Origin of the sequence: Nostoc sp. (genome assembly GCF_036918015.1) — a bacterium.
Lineage (GTDB): Bacteria > Cyanobacteriota > Cyanobacteriia > Cyanobacteriales > Nostocaceae > Nostoc.
This window is the reverse complement of sequence record NZ_JBALEO010000068.1, coordinates 140,292-160,876: the sequence shown is the minus strand read 5'-3', so window position 1 is coordinate 160,876 and position 20,585 is coordinate 140,292. Positions and strand designations below refer to the sequence as shown.

20 protein-coding genes are annotated in these 20,585 nt (G+C 40.7%); 9 read left to right on the top strand and 11 right to left on the bottom strand.

Annotation, left to right across the window (positions count from 1 at the left end; translation table 11 throughout):
• Nucleotides 1-342: 342 nt before the first annotated feature.
• Nucleotides 343-918: a TMEM175 family protein gene (locus V7K61_RS17360; RefSeq protein ID WP_335054976.1), complete on the top strand. Its 576-nt coding sequence runs from the start codon at nt 343-345 to the stop codon at nt 916-918.
• A gap of 124 nt (nt 919-1,042) precedes the next feature.
• Here the strand turns inward: V7K61_RS17360 and V7K61_RS17355 are convergent, their stop codons facing one another.
• From V7K61_RS17355 to V7K61_RS17335, 5 genes are all read right to left on the bottom strand, one after another.
• Nucleotides 1,043-2,236, bottom strand: a complete 1,194-nt coding sequence (locus V7K61_RS17355; RefSeq protein ID WP_335054974.1) for an MFS transporter — start codon at nt 2,234-2,236, stop codon at nt 1,043-1,045.
• 94 nt (nt 2,237-2,330) lie between these two features.
• Nucleotides 2,331-3,044 (bottom strand): rubrerythrin family protein, encoded by a 714-nt coding sequence (locus V7K61_RS17350; RefSeq protein WP_335054972.1) that lies wholly within the window; start codon nt 3,042-3,044, stop codon nt 2,331-2,333.
• 526 nt (nt 3,045-3,570) lie between these two features.
• Nucleotides 3,571-4,311 carry an SDR family oxidoreductase gene (locus V7K61_RS17345; RefSeq protein WP_099101707.1) on the bottom strand — a complete coding sequence of 247 codons (741 nt, stop codon included), beginning with the start codon at nt 4,309-4,311 and terminating at the stop codon, nt 3,571-3,573.
• Nucleotides 4,312-4,764: 453 nt separating this feature from the next.
• Nucleotides 4,765-5,220: a hypothetical protein gene (locus V7K61_RS17340; RefSeq protein ID WP_335054970.1), complete on the bottom strand. Its 456-nt coding sequence runs from the start codon at nt 5,218-5,220 to the stop codon at nt 4,765-4,767.
• Nucleotides 5,221-6,094: 874 nt separating this feature from the next.
• Entirely contained in the window at nt 6,095-7,405 is a 1,311-nt protein-coding gene (locus tag V7K61_RS17335; protein ID WP_335054968.1) for an efflux RND transporter periplasmic adaptor subunit, read from the bottom strand.
• A gap of 495 nt (nt 7,406-7,900) precedes the next feature.
• On the opposite strand from V7K61_RS17335, the gene psaK reads away from it, so the two are divergent.
• From psaK to V7K61_RS17310, 5 genes are all read left to right on the top strand, one after another.
• Nucleotides 7,901-8,161 (top strand): photosystem I reaction center subunit PsaK, encoded by a 261-nt coding sequence (gene psaK / locus V7K61_RS17330; protein WP_289799424.1) that lies wholly within the window; start codon nt 7,901-7,903, stop codon nt 8,159-8,161.
• A gap of 116 nt (nt 8,162-8,277) precedes the next feature.
• Nucleotides 8,278-8,529: a hypothetical protein gene (locus tag V7K61_RS17325; protein ID WP_335054966.1), complete on the top strand. Its 252-nt coding sequence runs from the start codon at nt 8,278-8,280 to the stop codon at nt 8,527-8,529.
• Between the two features lie 382 nt (nt 8,530-8,911).
• Nucleotides 8,912-9,499 carry a LemA family protein gene (locus V7K61_RS17320; protein ID WP_335054964.1) on the top strand — a complete coding sequence of 196 codons (588 nt, stop codon included), beginning with the start codon at nt 8,912-8,914 and terminating at the stop codon, nt 9,497-9,499.
• Between the two features lie 6 nt (nt 9,500-9,505).
• Nucleotides 9,506-11,437, top strand: coding sequence for a M48 family metallopeptidase (locus V7K61_RS17315; protein WP_335054962.1), 1,932 nt, complete (start codon nt 9,506-9,508; stop codon nt 11,435-11,437).
• Between the two features lie 349 nt (nt 11,438-11,786).
• Nucleotides 11,787-12,506: a hypothetical protein gene (locus V7K61_RS17310; protein ID WP_335054960.1), complete on the top strand. Its 720-nt coding sequence runs from the start codon at nt 11,787-11,789 to the stop codon at nt 12,504-12,506.
• Nucleotides 12,507-12,559: 53 nt separating this feature from the next.
• Here the strand turns inward: V7K61_RS17310 and V7K61_RS17305 are convergent, their stop codons facing one another.
• Nucleotides 12,560-12,841 carry a hypothetical protein gene (locus V7K61_RS17305; protein ID WP_335054958.1) on the bottom strand — a complete coding sequence of 94 codons (282 nt, stop codon included), beginning with the start codon at nt 12,839-12,841 and terminating at the stop codon, nt 12,560-12,562.
• Here V7K61_RS17305 and V7K61_RS17300 point away from each other — a divergent pair.
• Together V7K61_RS17300 and V7K61_RS17295 are read left to right on the top strand one after the other, a co-directional pair.
• A complete protein-coding gene (locus V7K61_RS17300) occupies nt 12,804-13,571 on the top strand; it encodes a DUF1350 family protein (RefSeq protein ID WP_094352338.1) in 768 nt (255 codons plus the stop codon). The genes V7K61_RS17305 and V7K61_RS17300 overlap by 38 nt on opposite strands.
• 396 nt (nt 13,572-13,967) lie before the next feature.
• A complete protein-coding gene (locus V7K61_RS17295; protein ID WP_335054956.1) occupies nt 13,968-15,104 on the top strand; it encodes a PP2C family protein-serine/threonine phosphatase in 1,137 nt (378 codons plus the stop codon).
• On the opposite strand, the gene V7K61_RS17290 is transcribed toward V7K61_RS17295, so the two are convergent.
• From V7K61_RS17290 to V7K61_RS17275, 4 genes are all read right to left on the bottom strand, one after another.
• Nucleotides 15,105-15,431, bottom strand: coding sequence for an STAS domain-containing protein (locus tag V7K61_RS17290; protein WP_334839671.1), 327 nt, complete (start codon nt 15,429-15,431; stop codon nt 15,105-15,107). It lies immediately after the preceding gene.
• Nucleotides 15,432-16,279: 848 nt separating this feature from the next.
• Entirely contained in the window at nt 16,280-16,924 is a 645-nt protein-coding gene (grpE, locus tag V7K61_RS17285) for a nucleotide exchange factor GrpE (protein ID WP_335054989.1), read from the bottom strand.
• Between the two features lie 138 nt (nt 16,925-17,062).
• Nucleotides 17,063-17,554: a Dps family protein gene (locus V7K61_RS17280; protein WP_292739190.1), complete on the bottom strand. Its 492-nt coding sequence runs from the start codon at nt 17,552-17,554 to the stop codon at nt 17,063-17,065.
• A gap of 125 nt (nt 17,555-17,679) precedes the next feature.
• On the bottom strand, nt 17,680-17,943 hold the full coding sequence (locus tag V7K61_RS17275; protein ID WP_335054954.1) for a sulfiredoxin: 264 nt from the start codon (nt 17,941-17,943) through the stop codon (nt 17,680-17,682).
• Between the two features lie 115 nt (nt 17,944-18,058).
• Here V7K61_RS17275 and V7K61_RS17270 point away from each other — a divergent pair, with 115 nt between their 5' ends.
• A complete protein-coding gene (locus V7K61_RS17270) occupies nt 18,059-19,756 on the top strand; it encodes a SpoIID/LytB domain-containing protein (RefSeq protein WP_335054952.1) in 1,698 nt (565 codons plus the stop codon).
• A gap of 252 nt (nt 19,757-20,008) precedes the next feature.
• Here V7K61_RS17270 and V7K61_RS17265 read toward each other — a convergent pair whose 3' ends face one another.
• Nucleotides 20,009-20,308, bottom strand: a complete 300-nt coding sequence (locus tag V7K61_RS17265; RefSeq protein WP_094352333.1) for a ferredoxin — start codon at nt 20,306-20,308, stop codon at nt 20,009-20,011.
• Nucleotides 20,309-20,585: the final 277 nt, after the last annotated feature.

Here is a 20,585-nt window from a genome sequence, read left to right as displayed (position 1 = left end):
GTAATTTGTGATTAGCGCGAAAGCCTGAATTTTCGTTAACTTTTTTCTAATTTATGGATCAAAATTTTTCTCACATTATGATTCAAAGCATAGCAATACTAGCGCTGCTATTCGGGAATTACGGCGGAAATTGGCAAGTGAGAATTAAAGATTTTGATTTTGCGATGCCCTCTCTACGTTCGCGCAGCGTGTCGTAGACAGACGCTTTGCGTAGCTTGCTTCTCCAAAGGAGTACGGCGGGCTACGCCAACGCAGACAATCTTCATCAATGGCGGCTACTTGGTACGATAAAGTACAGAGTGTCACAACTTACTTTCAAGTAAATAGAAAAGGAATGCGTAGATGGGAAAAGGGAGATTAGAAGCATTCAGCGATGGAGTGATTGCCATCATCATCACTATCATGGTGCTGGAAATCAAAGTACCGCATGGGTTCGATTTAGCTGCGCTACGTCCACTAATCCCGGTATTTCTGAGCTATGTGTTGAGTTTTATTTATATCGGCATCTACTGGAACAATCACCATCACCTACTACAAGCAGTCCGACAGGTTAATGGGCGTATCCTCTGGGCTAATCTGCATCTGCTGTTTTGGCTGTCGCTAATCCCCTTTGTCACTGGTTGGATGGGCGAGAATCACTTTGCCGCCATGCCAGTTGCCCTTTATGGTGCAGTGTTGTTGTTGGCTGCGATCGCTTACTTCATTCTTACCCGCACCCTGATTTCTTACCACGGCAAGGATTCGACTCTAGCGATCGCAGTTGGTGAAGATTTCAAAGGAAAATTATCAGTAGTTGTCTATGCTGTGGCAATTCCACTTGCCTTTGTGAACTCATGGTTTGCCTGTGGATTATACGCTTTAGTCGCTGTCATTTGGCTAATCCCCGATCGTCGCATTGAGAAAACCCTCACACCCTAAACGAATTACGAATTACGAATTACGAATTACGAATTACGAATTACGAATTACGAATTACGAATTACGAATTACGAATTACGAATTACGAATTACGAATTACAAATTACGAATTACGAATTACAAATTACCTACAAGTGCAATACCTAAACACAAAAAATATCAAAACTGCAAAACCAGTCGCGGCATAAAACACACTACTAATTCCGCCAAAACCAAAGGCATAGCCCATCAATAACGGGCCTAATGTTTGTCCTAATCCATAGAATGTCCCGTTTACCGATATAATTGTCGCCAAATATTCTCTTGGTGCTAAATCTGCTAAAAGTGTTTGGCTGCTAGGAAAACCAATACCAAGTCCAATCCCAAAAATTGTACTTGGAATTAATAGTAACCAGATATTTGACACAAAGGGAACTATTAACATTGCTAAGGCATAGAAAACATAAGATGCGCTAATTAAAGTTGTGGCGGGAAATCTTCTCGCTAATTTACCTAACTGGGAAGATGTAATCGTAATTGCTACGGAAACACTAGAAAGGAGCAATCCAATAATTGTGGGTGGCGCTTTAAAGGTATCGTTAATCAGTTGTGGTAAATATGTGACATAAGCACCATAAAGAAAAACGAAGTTAGCAGCACTGGCAATAAAAATTCCAAATAGCTGACGATTTTTTAGAACTTTTATGGCATTGCTCAAATACTTTTTGAGGTTGCGATCGCCTTTTGGTTCGGGATTCTTAAGTGCAAACAACACCCATAGCCCAAGAGGAATCGCTAATATCGGCAACATAAAGGGATAATACCAGCCCATTGTAGCTAATGCACCACCGATTATTGGATAACTTGATGTGCCGACACTGCTGATACTGGCATTGTAACCCATTGCCGTAGTCCGTCTGTCTCCTGTATATAAATCGCCGATTAAGGTGATACTTAAAGAAAGCAAAGAAGCAGCACCAATTCCTTGCAGCAAACGCAACCATAGTAATAAATTAAAATCGCGGGCGAAGGCGCAAGCAGTACCAGCTATGCCAAATATAAATAGTGAAGGAACAATAATTATCTTTCTGCCCAATCTATCGGCAAGAATACCAATAATTGGCCCTAAAATCAGAGATGGTAATGTAAATGCTGTAATCAACAAACCCAAATTTTTCGGGTTAATATTTAAATCTTTAGCTAACTTTGGAAAAGCCGGAGTCACACTAGAAACTCCAATAACAGCAATTAGTACAACTGCACAAACAATCTGAAAATTTAGCTCTAGATAAACTGGTTTCTGTCGTTCAGATTGGCTATTATCTTCTGGTAAATGCACGATCAAACCCTGTGTATAAATAATTATGAACGCAAAGCATCCCAAGAGACGCTTCGCGTTTATTTGCTAAAAAAGTGCCTAATTGATTGTCGTCTTAAGCTGCAACTTTTTCCTCAAATGGTTTAAAGGTTTTTTTGCTAGCACCGCAAATCGGACATTCCCAGTCTTCAGGAATTTCTTCAAAAGGTGTACCAGGCGCAATTCCCGAATCAGGATCGCCAGCAACGGGATCGTAAATCATGCTGCATTGTCTACAAATCCATTTCCGAGTTTTAGGATCTTCACCAGCAAGTCTAGTTGCTGTTTGTCCACCATTTAATACTTCTAAGGCTTCAGTGTAGCGATCGGCGTGATAATTTTCGATGAATTTTAACAAGCCAAAACGGTGGGCAGCTTCTCGAAATGTGTTGGCATGATCGGTAGATTCTTGAACTTGTTTGAGAAATTCTTCAGCTGCCGGATTGTCGCGATCGCGTTGCGCATCTGCGGCAAACTCTGGATACATTGTGGTATATTCATAAGTCTCGCCTTCAATTGCCAAAGATAAACAGTGAGATACAATTTCCCGCTTTTGTTCATCAGTTAAAGCAGCTGCATCTTCTACCACAAGTTCTGGATGTAGTAACTTAAAATGTGCAAAAGCGTGTTCAGTTTCTTGATCTGCTGTTTCTTTAAAAAGTTTCGCCAAGTCTGTAAACCCAAGTTGACGCGCCACCTCAGCGAAAAACAGATACTTCCGATTTGCCATCGATTCACCACCGAAAGCAGCTTCTAAGTTTTGAAGTGTAGTAAAGTTGGACAAATCCATAATTTTGGAATGACAGTGAATTGATATTGAGTACGAAAACACAGACTCTACAACTGCATAGCCGAGCCGTTATTTGTATAAGTTATAAATTGTTTATACAAATTTTTTCAGCCCAGATTTAGCAATCTGTTTTATTTGTAAGATAGAATGGCTGGCCTATCTTACTTGGACAATTATAAAACCGAAAAGTTTTGCAGATGAAAAACTATATTTTTGATTTAGAGATGACTGTGATTAATTTAAGTTGTCTGAAGTTCTAAAAATGGGTAGGCACTAGTGTTCTGTCCCATTAATTTTGCGGGGCAGCGAAATCCCCGACTTCTTCAAGAAGTCGGGGATCTGAACACCACGAACCTCTGAAAACTTTTGGGACAGAACACTAGTAGTTTGTCAAATTCATTTTGACGGTTAGAGAGTTAGAGAGACGCGATTAATCGCCGTCTCTACAAGGAATTTATCCGTCAATTAGTTCTTGACACACTAATAGGAGCAACTGGCAGCTAATGTATCCTAAACTCGCTTTTTCTCACGCGATTCCACCGTTGACACGGATGTTTTGCCCAGTGATCCACCTAGCTTCGTCGCTAGCCAGAAACGCTACTACATCGGCGATTTCTTGCACATCTCCCAGTTTGCCAAAAGCAGCCATTTGGGCTAAACGATCTATCTGTTCTTGTGTTTTGCCTTCTCGGAATAATTCTGTATCGGTGGGGCCAGGAGAAATAACATTAACTGCGATCGCTTTTGCACCCAATTCTTTAGCTAGTACCCGCGTGATTTGTTCAACAGCACCCTTAGTTCCTACATAGGCACTATAAGTTGGCAGCATCATGACTGTAGTTGATGAGGAAAAGTTGATAATCCGTCCCCCTTCTGCCATGTGTTGCGCCGCTTGCTGGCAAGTAAAATAAGTGCCTTTGACGTTAATGGCAAAAATCGCGTCGAAATCTTCTTCTGTCACCTGAGTAATTGGTTTATAGAAGGCGATTCCGGCATTATTAACCAAAATATCGAGTTTCCCAAAGCGTTCCAGTGTTTGCTCAAATAACCGTTGGATGTCGGGTACTTTGCTAATATCAGCTTGGATAGCGATCGCTTCTACTCCCAACTTTTCAATTTCTGCAACAACTTCTTGTGCTTTGCCTGCATTCCCCGCATAGTTAACGACAATAGATGCACCGTTACCAGCTAATTTTAGTGCGATCGCTCGTCCAATTCCCCGCGATGCACCAGTGATAATTGCAACTTTCCCTGTCAAAGATGCCATAGATTAATCGAGTTTAATTTTGGTTAACTAAAGTGATTATCTATTGTTAAAGGTACTGTACCAAGGTTAAATTTAGCGATCGCTGCTAAAACTGCCGACTTCATTCCAGCCAAAATCCCGCCAGCGAATTCAAGTAACTCTCAGGCGGGAGAAATGAAAATACTTTGCAAAAGGTGAGGATACGTGCCCTCTTGGCGGCATTTTCACAGCAGATTAAGATTTGCTATGGCTTGGCGAATATTGTTGAATATGTTGAGCTAAATCGAATTTCTGAGTCTTCATTGAGCTAAACACAATACCTACGGCAGTAAACTACGCCCTACTGAACTTGACAGAATTTAAGTGCTGATGACGCAGGTATTGTCTTGACCATAGTCTACAAACATCTTTTATAAATTGTCTGTCTTCGTTAACCAAAAGCTCATCTAGTTTATCATATCTGCGTAGATTAAATTATTTGAAGAAGGGATTTTCTGAACCTATCTCGGATTCATTCTCAATTGGACATGTTGGCTCAGATAAGAGTGTTCCATTAAATGTATAAGTAGTGCCTTGGGAATTGATAGCATTACCACTTATCCTCCGATCTGGAATAAAGTCTCCTCTTACTTGACCGCTAAGTGCGATACTTTCTTCTGAATTTGGATTTGTTACTGCTTGCCAATTTCTCTGATCCCGACCTAGATTTGTACGGCTATAAGTAGCATCTAGTCCAACAAAGCGAAGGCTGTTACCATTGGCGTTAAATTCAAAACAAGCAGTAAAATTATCTCCCTGACTCGAATTAACATTGACATCGTAGCTTTTGCCCTCCACTCCAGCTTGTACTGGCGCAGCCAACAGCATTATCTCTCCAAGTAAACAAGTTAAAACTAAACCGCACTTAGATTGGATGATTTTCACTGACATAATTGTTTACCTCTGTTACGTAATCAAGTAATTGCTTACTTTTACTCATTGGTGACAGGTTAAGGTCATTAACCTGTCACCAATAAGTAGTGGTGATTAAATTTAGTCAAAATCGAAGTTACAAACGTAAATTTCCAGCCTGTGATGCCTTTGAATAGCGTTTCATAGACAAGACTAGCTACGCCTACGCATATTTAAAAGCATTGTTCATCCTTGCCATAAAATTTACTATAAAGCTTAATTAGATACTCAATAACATAGATAATTTACAGCGTAATCACTATTGACAAAACGAGTTATATCTTAAAATTTCACCAATGCTTTCTTTTGAGGAGAAAAGAATGGAAGTGAGTTCAGAGTGTATTGCATAGATAGACACCTAGAAACTACTTTACAAGTTCTCTAACAAAGAGCGATCGCTATAGTTAAGGGACTCCCAAATAAAAAAATATACAACTATTTATTGTGGGGTGGGTATCTTGCCCGCCTTTGACTGTGGGCGGGCGAGACGCCATTGGTGTCAACTTAAGCCGAAAACTATATCGGACAGGCGTTTTGCAAATCCCTCACGCCCTCATCCCCTAACCCCTTCTCCCTTGGGAGAAGGGGAATTGAATATCTAGCTCCCCTCTCCCCAAGGGAGAGGGGCTGGGGGTGAGGGCAAAACGTTGTCATCACGCGGGTTTAGCGTTAAGTTGACACCAATGGCGAGACGCCCACCCCACAAGATTGGATAATTTATTTCTTGGAAGTTCCTAACACTCTTGAGTGAAGATTGGTAGGAGACAAGATTGAGACTTCTCCCCTGCTCCTCGGTAACTGAGCGACTTGCCTTGAGCGAAGTCGAAAGGAGTCGAAGTGCTACTCCCCTTAATTAAAATTCTGGAACGATCGCAACACCATCCCTGAGATTGAGCAAACCTGAAATAATAACTTTATCTTCTGGCTGTAATCCTTCAATAACTTGGTAATTATTACCTTTAATCTCGCCTAGCTTCACTCGCGTTTGCCGAGCTACTTGTTGGGATACACCTTGGGGAGATGTCTCTGTTTCAACTACATAAACAAAAGTGTCTCCGCCTACACGAGTCATTGCTGTTGTGGGAATTAAAACTCCGGGGCGTTGATTCCAGAACACTCTAGCTCTGACTAATTGATCTGCACGTAGCTGACCGTTAGTGTTGTCAAAAAGTGCTTTAATCAATATCGTTTGTGTTTCATTGCTGGCATTAGGTGCAATAAAAAATATCCTACTTCTACCAAGCTTTTGACCTTGTGTGTTCATCACCTCTACTGGCATACCCTTACGCAATTGAGGCCCTTGCTGTAGCGGTACAGAGATATTCACTTCTAAAGGTCGATTTTGCGTGATATTAACTAATGGTGTAGAAGTATTAACTAAATCACCCACTTTCACAGGGATGTTGCCAACTGTGCCACTAAAGGGAGCGGTAATTTTGTCAGACTGGGGCTGTTGTGTTTGAGTATTTACATTAGATTGCTGCAAAGATTTTTCAGCCTGTAAGATGGTGGCTCGTTGGGCTTGAATTCTGGAATCAATTGCATCCAGACTAGTCTTAGCATTGGCCAGCCGATTAGCAAACTGATTGCTAGTCTGTCGAGACACGGCTCCTTGTTCAGCTAGGCTGACAAACTTTTCGTAGTTCTGCTGGTACAATTGCACATTCGCAACGTAGGAGGGTCGTTCTGTTTCTAAAGATTTGAGTGTAGCGCGGGCATTTGCCAGTTGCATTAAAAATGCTTGAGGCACAGTATTGCTTCCACTGATACCTGCTGGTCGTGTAGGATCTACTTGGAGAATTGCTGCTCCTTCGACGATTGGATCTCCCGATTTGACAAGTATTTGGGTAACTTGACCCTGAATTCTCGGCTGGAGCGTGACTGAGCGCAGGGATTTTAGACTAGCAATAAAATCTGAACTTTCCTCAATTATGCCGCTTTGTACTGTTGATATTTTGACTCTTACCCCTTGAGGTTGAGCGTTAGCAGTTGAAGGTGCTGAATTTTGCGGAGTGAGTAAACGCCAAACTAGAGCTGCTCCGCCCCCTAACAATAGGAGTGCGGCTAAACTCAACCAAAGCCACCGCCGTTTTCCAGAAGGTGGCTCAAATGACGTTTGTGGAGCTTTTTCTCCAAAATCAGTTTGAGGCTCAGGGGATGTCATGGCTTTTGAGGAACTTAAGGAACAAATTAACTAGAATTCAATCAAAATTTCATCTGTCGATCTTGAAATTACTGATTTAGCATGAGGTTTTGCGGCAAATTATGTGTTATCCCATCCAAATATACAGTTTTGATGATTCTGTCTAAATCTACCAAAAGGTGAATCCGCTCCTGAAATTTCTTACTTCAGCTATATCCTTCAAAAAGTCAGGATCTTTTTATTCGTAACTCCTGCACAAATTGCTATGGATGCATTGAAATAATTTCATCAGAATCACTGTCGTTTAAGTATAAATAAAGACTACCACTTAGCTTGTTTCGGATATTGAAATTCAAACTAGCTACCACATTCAGATCGCTGCGTTGAACTCATATTTTATTAAGTAGTAAGAATAACTGTTAAATATTGATGCAAAATCGGGTAATTTCTTGAATTTGCTTCGGAAAGTTTCAGATTATGTTTTCAACCATTAATAAATTTCAGGAGCAAATCTAGGTGTTGACTTCAACCTTACTCGCTGCTGCAACCACACCTCTGCAATGGAGTCCTACAGTTGGACTGATTATGATTATTGCTAATATCGTTGCCATTGCCTTTGGCAAATCTAGCATCAAGTATCCCAACGCAGAACCAGGACTACCCTCAGCCAATTTTTTTGGTGGTTTTGGTCTACCAGCCCTTTTAGCAACTACCGCCTTTGGTCATATCTTAGGAGTAGGTACTATTTTAGGGCTGCATAACCTGGGAAGAATTTAGGTTCTTACCCAAGTTAGCCTTTATTGGATGATTCTTTTGTCTCCAGCTTTGAGCCAGAGAACTAACTCTCTGGCTCTTTTTTATGAGACACTAAGTGATATCAGTATCTCAACAGCATGACAGATATAACAGATTTATCAAAAAGAATTGCCAGCAAAGGCGATAATCCGCTAATTTTGTCACCTGCCAACTTGCAGTCACCAGAAGACTTAGAAGTTGAGCGAAAACTGCGAGAACTCAAGTTTAAACAAGAACTAAGAAAAGATTGGATTCTATTTATTGTCAGGGATGTAGTAATTTTTCCTGCCGCCATCCTTTTTATTTTTGCTGTCAGTGGTTATTCCCTATTTATGCATATTCATGGGTGACATATCTGGCTACAATTTTTAATCAACCGCAGAGGCGTAGACTACACAGAGAAAAGAGAGATGATAAGTAGGTAGACATAATTAAATACAATAAAATAAACTCTTAGTTTGAGTGAGCGATTTATCGCTCAGAGCAAGGATTATCAGGACTAAAGTCCTTACTATAAACTTTAATTTATTTCACTCTGCGTTCTCTGCGCCTCTGCGGTTATTTAAAAAATCCTACATCAGTAAACTTGCGTAACTAATTTTACAGACGACGAAGCCAACTCGCTACAAGTAGACTCATCTTTATATCCACACAAATTCTGCTGGATATAAGAATTACCGTGATTGGTAAATCTGCAAAAAAGTAAGTACCTGATGGAAATAATCTAAAAATATGGGGTTTTTAATATTTTCTGTTGCTTTAGTTGCCATTGTTGCTGTAATTATCATTAATAGCTACAACGATTTAGTTAAGTATCGGAACCGTTACAAAAATGCTTACTCTCAAATCGATGTTCAATTACAGCGCCGTTATGATTTAATTCCCAACTTGGTAGAAACTGCTAAAGGGTACATGAAACATGAGCGAGAAACCTTAGAAGCAGTTATTGCGGCTCGGAATTCTGCAATTAATGCTAGCAGTCGTGCCGCTCAAAATCCCGGCGATCCCCAAGCGATGCAACAGTTGGGCAATGCTGAAGGGGCGCTGACGGGTGCGTTAAGTCGGTTGATGGTACTTTCAGAATCTTATCCAGAATTGAAAGCCGATCGCGCCATGACTCAGGTAATGGAAGAATTATCTTCCACTGAAAACCGGATTGCTTTTGCACGTCAGGCTTTTAATGACGCGGTGACACTTTACAACACCAAGAGGGAATCTTTCCCCAGCAACCTTGTGGCAAATAATTTTAACTTTACTGTTGCAGAATTGCTCCCCGAAGCTACTCCAGAAATCAGAAATGCTCCACGCGTGTCTTTTTAGATATCTATGAATTTCTTTGAACATCAGGATCGGGCACGCCAAAATACGCAACAATTAATTGGGTTATTTTCCCTGTCGATCGCAGTTATGATTATGGCAATTTATATTGCCACTTTATTTCTGTTTCGCATCGCTCCTCGTGTTTGGTGGCATCCAGGGATATTTCTCTACGTAGCTGGGATTACAATAATTGCGATCGCAATCGGAAGTTTGTACAAAATTGCCTGTCTCCGGGAGGGTGGAAGCGTAATTGCCCAAGAGTTAGGAGGAAGACTCCTGTTACCAGAAATGGCCGACGAACAAGGGCGACAACTATTAAATATTGTCGAGGAAATGGCGATCGCTTCTGGTATTTCTGTCCCACAAGTTTATCTCCTCGACAGAGAAACCGGCATTAATGCCTTCGCTGCGGGATTTACGCCCAATGATGCTGTAATTGGAGTTACCCGTGGAACTTTGGAACATCTGAGCCGGGATGAACTACAAGGAGTCATCGGCCACGAATTCAGTCACATTCTCAATGGAGATATGGGGCTAAATTTGCGTTTAGTGGGACTACTGCATGGGATTTTGTTCATTTACTTAACCGGGGAATTGCTGTTGCGCCTTCGCGGTAGCTTCCGCTTAGGAAAGGAAGACAAGGGTTTACCTATCTGGGCGTTTGGTTTGGCACTAATGGCAATTGGCGGTATCGGATTACTTTGCGGACGCTTGATTAAAGCCGCCGTCTCTCGCCAACGTGAATTTCTCGCTGATGCCTCAGCCGTACAGTTCACTCGCAACCCCAACGGACTTACCGGAGTCTTTCAAAAACTCCAACAGATGGATTCACGGTTAATATCGCCGGGTGCAGAAGCCTCTAGCCACATGTTTTTTGGCAATGCCCTCAACCCCTCTTTCTGGGAAAATATGTTTTCTACCCACCCACCCTTAGCAGAACGTATCCGCCGCGTTGGGGGTTTGAACGTCAGCAATTTAGCAGCAATGCCATCTCGCAATCAGATGCGTTCCCCTTCCCAAGAATCCCTAACAATGGGCTTTGCTGGTGGTTCTAACGCCACGCCAAAACAGGTTGTAAACCAAGTTGGAAGCGTGACACCAGAGCATTTTGCCCATGCTCAAGCGCTGTTATCGCAGTTACCAGAATCCCTGCGTTTGGGTGCGCGGGAGCAACAAAGTGCAATAGCGATCGCTTTGGCGCTAGCGTTAGATACAGAAAATCTCCAAATTCAAGAACGTCAGATTGCTTGGTTACGAGAGGTACAACCTACTGATTTGGTAGAGAAAACCTTGGAACTAAGTAGCGAAATTAGCCAGTTAGATCCCAGAATTCGCTTACCACTGGTGGATTTGGCAGTGCCTATATTGCGCCAAAACTCTGCCAAAGAATGCCAAAGGCTGTGCAAATGCATCCACGGTTTAGTTGTAGCCACCGGAAGTTTATCGCTGTGGCATTTTGTGTTGCAGTTAATACTGTGGCATCGTCTTCAACCTAGTATAAATCCTGCATTTACTACAACGGTAGAATTCACCTCCATCGAACAGATTTGGCCAGATAGTCTATTAATATTGTCCGTAATTGCCCGTGTCGGACACTCCCAACCCGATGCGTCCACTGAAGACATCGCCTATGCTTTTCGTTCTGGAGTTTTTCGACTCCCCAAAGCTGGGGAGCAAGAAAAACCAGAAAAACCACTAAACTGTAATTTTACTGAACTCAAAAAAAGTATTGAGCGTCTGCGTCTTGCCACTCCTAAACTCAAACAGGCTATTGTTGATGCTTGCGCCCACACGGTACTATTAGATAACAAAGTTACTCCTTCCGAAGCAGATTTACTCAGAGCGATCGCCATGACGCTAGACTGCCCTATCCCACCATTTTTAAACCCTCAGCCTAGTGTTTCAAAACAGAAACAACCTTCTCCAAAACGAAGTTAATGTAACGACTGAGACACGATTATTTATAACTCAATAAACCTCTTGCATAAATCAAAATAAAGAACCCCACCCCGCATTTGCTGAGGCAAACGCTCCCCTCCCTGCTTGCGGGGAGGGGTTTGGGGGTGGGGTGCAATTACTGTAGAAATCATAACTAATTATACGGACACGATCGTGATATAAATAGTTATCTAGTTATCTTGGCGAAATAGTATCATATTGCACAAAAATTATTGACATTGCCTATAAGTATTAACTTGCACGAAAAAGTTTAGACAAAATGCCAGCATTCTAGAAATTTGATTGCTATATTAGATTAAATAACTATTCTGGCAAGGGTTGAAAAGCTGTGCGGGATGATTTACAGGGCTTGGAAATTAGTCAGAACGATCTGCAAAAGCTGACTAATTTACCTGTCAACGGGGAACTTTTAATCATTACAAATCCTCTCAAGAGATTAGTCAATATATATATACAAAAAATTAAAAGCTCTGAAGGAGCAACTGTAGTTTTTATTGGATTTTCTACATTTGTTTTTGTCTATATTTTATTTGATATAATTATTAAAATATTTGTTACATGGATAACAATTCCATCTTGGATATTATTAATTTTCTTAGGTCTGTGGGTTGGTGGTTTGACGCAAAGCATCTTATATTTTATCTGGAAAACTAGAAGTAAGCTTGTTAAAGCTAATATGACAAAATCTCTGCAAATACTGTTAAATGAGGTTAATAGATATAATACTGTTATTAGAGTTATAGATATCAATGACCAAATAGAAGAAGCTGGTAATCCAGAAGTGATTATAAAGGAAAGAGAGGATGTAATCGAAGCACTTAAACTCACCAAAGCTGATTTAGTTCGCGCTTTAAAGACAGAAAGAATTTTGAGAGAGAATAAGAATTTTATCCTGAGTAATACAGAACTATTTGTCAACAATTTAGCAACTTTAACAGCTATGCAAGTAACAGAGGAGGCTACTGAGCATGGAAGGTTACTCAATGAAGCATTACAAATTGCATTAGATGTGCAATACGAAATGAAAAGATTACAAACTCAACGTTAAGACAATTCGTAATTCGTAATACTTCTCTACGAGAGGCTGCGCCCGAAGCGTAGCTATGCCGCAGGCTTTACGGCTACGCTCAGTACAAGTTCGTAATTCGTAATTAAGTTTTGTAATGGGGATTTAGAAAGAGTTGGAGAAAGCGTAGGTGCTTCTGATAAATCCATAGACGCTGCTGGGTGGGTTGGTTTCCAACCTACTCGCCAGAGATTATCAATGGCTTTTTCCATAATCTTTCCCACGGTTGCAATCCTCGGTCTAACATAAAGAATAATCGTAAAGCGATCGCTTATCCGCATGGACTGGAAAGAAATTAGAGGAAACTGGGTAATCATTCCCCGAAATCCCATAGGTATCGTTCATTTTTTAGGAGGTGCATTTGTCGCCACTGCACCGCACATCACTTATCGCTGGTTACTCGAACAACTGGCAAGTAAAGGCTATGTTGTAATTGCTACGCCTTTCGTCAATACATTGGATCATACTGCGATCGCAAAATCTGTGCTATTAAACTTTGACCGCACCCTTGAACGATTGCATGATTCTGGGGCATTACGCAAGCTTTACTTTCCCATCTACGGCGTTGGACACAGTATGGGCTGTAAACTCCACTTGCTGATTGGTAGCCTTTTTAAAGTAGAACGTGCAGGCAATATTTTAATATCCTTCAACAACTACGCCGCTAAAGAAGCTATCCCTCTAGTAGAACAATTCAATTCTACTTTTAAAATCGAGTTTACTCCTTCGCCGTTAGAAACGAACAAACTTGTCCAAGAATCTTACAATATCCGGCGCAATTTATTAATAAAATTTAGTAATGACACCATCGATCAATCAGCAGCTTTAACCAAAATCTTACAAGAACGTTTTGATGAGATGGTGACAGCGCAAACTTTACCAGGAAATCATACAACACCTTTAGGTCAAGATATTAAATGGCAAACGGGAACATCTTTTACCCCCTTTGATGCTTTAGGACAATGGTTCAAGCAAGAAGCATACCGCGATTTAAACCAGTTAAAAAGCAACATTCTTTTATGGCTAAATCCTTTAGGAGCGCCATAATATTTTATGACTGTTAAACAGTCGTAAATTCCATGAGTAAATAGAAATGAGTTATGGTACTTCTCATTTGAGTCTAATAAAGACCAAACCCTCAACTCCTTACGCCTGTTGCTACAACGTAGGGTACTCTCTCTTAAAAAGAGAAAAAGAGAGAGGAGTCAAAGCCTATTGCATACATAGACGCGTAGCGGCTACTTTACAAGTTCTCTATTCGCGCTAGCGTCTCCCCTTCTCCCAAAGGGAGAGGCAACGCCAAGGGATAAGGAGTACCCGCAGGGTACGATAAGCGCTATAGCAGCATTTCTGTATTGATACTACTAGCTTATTCGCTCATATCATATTTTTATTTTCTATTTTGACAAAAAAATTATTAATGAGTGTTTTCAAAAAATTTATATGTTTCAAATACTAATAATTGATGATGACCATTCAATAAAAATACTCCTGAAAAGGATGTTGGAAAAACAGGGTTATGAGGTCGTTACTGCCAGTAGCGGCGAGGAAGGAATAGAAAAGGCACTAGTTTATCATCCAGCACTAATTATTTGTGATTGGATCATGCCGGGGTTGACTGGACTAGAAGTTTGCCACCGCATTAAGACAGACCCCAAATTTTTCACCACATTCTTTATTTTATTAACATCCTTAGATTCCGTTGCCGATTGTGTCAAAGGTTTAGATGCTGGTGCTGATGATTTTATCTCTAAACCTATTGAGCATAATGAATTGCAAGCACGCGTAAGAGCGGGATTACGCCTGCATCAGTTGAGTAGAGATTTGCAGGCTCAAAAGTTGCTTTTAGAATCAGAAATGTCAGAAGCAGCAGAATATGTGCGATCGCTGCTACCTTTTTCCATGACTGAACCCTTTAATATAAATTTCCGATTCATTCCTTCACGACAACTCGGCGGTGACTGTTTTGATTACTATTGGCTCGATGATGATTATCTGGCAATTTACTTACTCGATACCGCCGGACATGGACTCAAAGCTACTCTTCCCTCTGTTTCAGTGCTGAATCTACTGCGTTCTCGTGCGCTCAAAGGTCTTGATTACTATCAACCTAGTGATGTATTGAAGGCTTTAAATGACACTTTTCAGATGAATTATCAAAATGACAAATACTTTACGATTTGGTACGGAGTTTACAATCGAATCAACCGCCAGTTAATTTATGCTAGTGCAGGTCATCCACCAGCAGTTTTAGTAACCGGCACATCTCCCAGAAAAGCTGAAGTTCAACTATTAAAAACCCCTGGTATGCCAGTTGGCATGTTTCCAGAGGCAAAATATCTTGATGGGTTTTGCAATATTGAAAAATCCAGTACCCTTTATATTTTTAGTGATGGCGCTTATGAAATAACTAAATCAGACGGCACACTTTGGAGTTTGGATGCTTTTATTCAGCTCCTGGTTAGCTTACAAGATCCTGTTGATAACCAACTCGATCGCGTACTAAGTTATTTAATCGCTCTGAACTCCAAAGATGCTTTTGATGATGATTTATCTATTTTGCAAATGAAGTTTGATTAATTACGTATTAGAGACTAAAACCTGATTAAAGGCATCTTGACTAGGAAAGATTTCAAATACTTTATCCATATTAGTCAGTTCAAATAATATCCTGACTTGCTCATTAATTGAGCAGAGAACAAGCTTAGTATCTGCGGCACGCAAGGTTTTAAAAGCTAATACTAAAGCTCCCAAACCCGAACTATCCATAAACGTTACATCTTTAAAATCAACTAACACAATTTTTGCACCACCTTCTAGAATATCAGTGATGTTTTGTCGAAAGTCTTGTGAAGTTGTGGCGTTCAAATTACCACTAAGCTTAATAACTTTTACTTGTTCTCTCATCATTATGTCACTCTGATTTGTGTAAATAATTCTCTGATTTCGCCATTATAGAACATTTAAAAATGCTTGTAAAATAAAATTTAAGATTATCTATTGAGTAATCATTAATAATTAATCAGGTATAGATAAAGATTAATTATAAAATTTTGAATCTATTTTTTTGTAATCAAAACAAATTATTAGCTTAATTCAGTATAGTTTTCTTACTAGAAATAGACCAATTATAAATAAACAAGCTAAGTCAGTTGGCATGATAAACAACTGGTATATTTATTTTTGTAAAAATGTTGTCATGACGAATTTATAAGCGGTTCGTTGATTTGATGTTTTGTCATGTATGTTAATTTTTAACGCCGACTTACTTGTATCTCATGGATTTAGATATATACTTACATACAAGCTGAAGTTACTGCTTTTCAGATTATTTACCAAAAATTTTTGCAAAACTGAGATTCTCTAATAAATCTCATGATAATAACTGTCATTAAGCAATTCAGAATTCAACTAGTTGCAGCAATGCTTATGGCGGGCTAGGCCTACACATAGCTAAACCGAGTCTAGCAGTAGCTTTTCCTCCCTGAGTACTTATGATGGTAACTAGGATCTATATTTATTTATGTCCAATTACTTACATAATTGAAATAATTTACCTCTGAACTACCGCTCTAGAGCCAAAAATTTAGGTTTAAACAGCGCCAAGCAAGCTAGAACCGACACTAAGGCTTTAAAAGAAGTTTTCTGAAGGCGATCGCCTCTGCTATTTTAGTATTCCCAATATCTGTGATTTCTCGACAGACAATACAAAAAGTAAAGAGTTGTGAATTTGTTACTCCCAACTCCTCACTCTCTCAAACAGGACTCACTTTAGCTCTGTGAAGCAGCTTCTCACCTTGAAGGTAGCCAGTGTAGCGGACTTTGACTGTTTCTCCAGGTTGTGCAGTTCCCTCCAGCAATTGGTGCAGTTGGGGATCGTAGGGTAATTGTGCTCCCACAGGGGCGATCGCTTCCACTCCCCACGCCTGTAAAAGCTTTTCTAGGGGTTTCTGTACCAGCGGCACTATTTTGATTGCTGCTAGCTGGGGATTCTCCTGCGCTGTCTTTGCTGCTGTTGGCCATTGCAATAATAAAGACTCCAGCAGTTGCAAACTCGACTGCTGGAGTTCTTGTAGTAATATTTCTCGCTGTTGCTCTAATTGAAGCTGCGAGCGATCGTACTCTTTTCTTAAATTTGTAATTTCTTGTAACAATTCCTGAGTTGGCGCTGTTTTCTCTTGTAATAACTCTACGGTTGAAAAAGTTGCGATTAATTCACTTAATGGCATCTGTAGCACTGACGACAGCTTGAGTAGCACATCTACCCGCATCTGCTCTAGCTTTCCCTGGCGTAATCGCAAAATTTGACGCTCTGAGACGCCAGCAGCGCGACTCAGCGCTTTAAAACTAGAAATACCTACCTGTTGCATGAAATCTTGCAACTTTTGGGAATGGGGCATTGGACATTGGGGATTGGGGATTGGTGACTGGGGATTGGGGATTGGGGATTGGGGATTGGTGACTGGCAAAAAAATTAAGTCTTTATTTGTTAGTTCCTAGTCCCTAGTCCCCAGTCCCCAGTCCCTAATTCCTAATTCCTATTCTTCCAGTAAACTTCTCAACATCCAAGCTGTCTTTTCGTGTACTTGCATCCGCTGAGTCAATAAATCGGCGGTAGGCTCGTCATTAACTTCCTCTATCACAGGGAAAATAGATCGTGCAGTTCTGACTACGGCTTCTTGTCCTTCCACTAACAAGCGGATCATTTCCACAGCTTTAGGAACTCCAGGAGTTTCTGGAATCGAACTCAGTTTGGCGTATTCGCTGTAGGTTCCTGGTGCGGGATAGCCAAGCGCTCTAATTCTCTCAGCTATTAAATCAACTGCTAACGCTAATTCTGTATACTGGGTCTCAAACATCAAATGCAACGTTTGAAACATCGGCCCCGTTACATTCCAATGAAAATTATGAGTTTTCAGATACAGTGTATAAGTGTCAGCCAACAGGTGAGATAAACCATCGGCAATTTTAGCCCTACTCGCCTCGTCAATGCCGATATTTACATTTTTGACTGTTACTTTCGATGACATAATTTTCTCCTAATTAGGTTATATGTAATTGGGGATTGAAAATTGCGAATGGGGCATTGGGGATTGGCAAGAAAATTAAGCCCTTGATTCCTAGTCCCCAGTCCCTAGTCCCCAATCCCCATTGTCTATGCTAAGTGCATCTTCAAAACGCTACGGGGTGCTTTACGGACTCTGGCTAAAACGGTTTCCTTGCCTAAGCGCTGGCAAGCTTCATACCGATGGCAACCAGAAAAGCCATAATATTGTCCATCTACTTCTAGGACATCAATAGGTTCTTGCTGCCCAATCTCCGCAATCGATTCCATTAAGGCTTGTACTTTATTTGGATCGTTTGTACGAGGCAATGGCCGTTTTATCTGATTTAATGGAATTTCTTGGACTCTAATCATAAAGAGTTTATCCAACTAGTTCTGTTTTTTCTCTCTAAATAAATCATAGTCATTATGACTTCGTTTTGCAACTAGTATTTAGGGCAAAATTGGTAATGGTATCATTGGAGCATTCATGCGACAAAAAAACCGCGCTACAAAGCAATTGGAAAATCAGCTCCAACGACGCATTAAGGGGCAGAAGGCGCTTGAGTACTCGCTATCGCTTCCCTATCAGGTAGCCATGAAATTTTCGTTTTGGCGTTTTTCCCACACTGTGCTGACAACATTTTGTCTATTGGGACTGACTGCTGCATCAGGCCCTGAGAGCAATATCCAGGATATAGAACTGAAAATTGGGATTGTGCAGCGATTTGGCGCCGAAGCCACAGCCAAGCTACAACTGGAACCCATCAAAGGCGATCGCTTAAGGTTAAAATTTCAAGCGGGCAATAAGCAGCAAATCCTGTTTACTAAGAATCCTGTAAAGCTAGAAACAGTCATGCAAGCTTTACCCCAGCCAGCAATCGAAGAAGTAGTAGTTTTGGGCACATACCGTACTTTTGAAACTGCGGAAGATAGTGCTAATAAATGGCGTTCTCAGGGAATGGAAGTGGAAATAGCCCAGCCAGAACGCTGGCAGGTTTGGGCTAAACGAGATGTTTACAGCACTCCTTTACTGCGACGCTTGTTATTACAAAACATCCAAGCTTATACTCAAGAAAAAGTATATCTTGATACTAAAGTTTTGAAACAAGTGCCGCGAGTGAGTTGGGTAGTGGATGGTAATCGCTATAGCCCGAATGACTTGGAAATTAGCACTGATAAAAACTTGATTCGGGTGAATAAAAGCGAGAAACCAGAAAATGCTCGTCTTTATGCCGGCCAAATCAATTTGCAGCCAAATGCTTATGGCACATACACTCTCGTTAACCAAGTACCTTTAGAAACTTATTTGCGTGGAGTTGTACCTTACGAAATAGGAACAGATGCACCAAAAGCGGCGCTGGAAGCTCAGGCAATTCTCGCCCGGACTTATGCCTTGAGAAATTTACGTAGGTTTGCCGCAGATAATTATCAGTTGTGTGCTGATACTCACTGCCAAGTTTATTATGGGCTGAAGGGAGCAGCTGCCAAAACAGACCAAGCGATCGCCTCAACTAGGGGTAAAATACTAACTTATAAAAATCAACTAGTAGACGCCCTCTATTCTTCTACCACTGGTGGCGTCACCGCTTCCTTTAGCGATGTCTGGAATGGCGAAGATCGTCCCTACTTGCGCCCTGTGCTGGATGCTCCGACCAATTTTTGGGACTTGTCTAAGCAGAGTTTAGCAGATGAAAAGAATTTCCAGAAATTTATTAATACGCAACAAGGATTTAATGAAAGCAAGTGGGATATGTTTCGTTGGCATAAGGAAACCCCTTTAAAGGATATTATCAAGGACTTGCAAAAATTTTTACAGGTGAAAAACAGTCCCCATGCCAAATTTAAGACCATTCAGGCTATGGCAGTAGTAGAGCGAAGCCAGAGTGGACGTATTCTTGAACTTGCAGTTAAAACCGATCGCAGCACCTTTATTTTGCACAAAGACGAAGTTCGCAGTGCTTTTGCAGCCCCTACAAGTACGCTTTTTTACATCCAACCCCTGAACAAAGGCAAATCGGAACTCTGGGGATACGCTTTTATTGGTGGTGGATTAGGACATGGAGTCGGCTTGAGTCAAACTGGCGCTCAGAATTTAGCGAAACTAGGTTGGTCAAGTCCAAAAATTCTCCAGTTTTACTATCCTGGTACTCAGATTCAAATTCTCAACAAAGAGATTAAGCTTTAAGCTATTGGCATTCAAGTTGCATTTTTAGCTAGGAGTTGGGAATTAAGAAGAGACAAAAAATAGATAAAAAATTAAGCAGGAACACAAGATTCACTGTGTTCCTGCTCATCATAAAATTAGACTTTTTGTCAAAGTCGTTTTCAGAGTTATACACGGCATTACATTGCAAAGGTGTTAACTCTAGATATCCTGATTCTATTTTGTCGACATTAGTAACTCTTGCAAGAGGTTCATGTTTGAGTCGCTTAACTCTTAGTAAAGGTCTTCTTCTTTGTGAGTTTCGATTGTTACGTCAGAGGTTGGGTAAGCAACACAAGTCAGTACATATCCCTTTTCTATTTGTTCATCATCTAAGAATGACTGATCGCCCTGATCGACAGTACCCTTGGTGATTTTACCTGCACAGGTCGAGCAAGCACCAGCGCGGCAAGAGTAGGGCAAGTCAAGACCAGCTTCTTCAGCAGCATCTAGAATATAGACATCATCATCAACGTCAAGTGTTTGGTTCAGACCTTCGGCTTCGTTGAGTAGTGTCACTTTATAAGTTGGCATTGAGTAATCCTCTCTTTTGTAAACGGCAGTATAAGTTATCTTAAGGCAAAGGTCACGGCTGTTCTGTGGAATTAGCCGCTGGTTTAAATTTGCTTCAATTCTGATACTACGAGAAAAATTAAACGATGTAACTGGAAATTGAACCCGATTAGTAATGAAATTTAGTTACTTAATCCTGATAAGTTTTCGTTATATTATTTTCTACCCTAGTCAGGTTGTAATTAGAAAAAGTTATATACCAGAAAAGGAAACATGAGTAAGGTTAATGTTACCGATA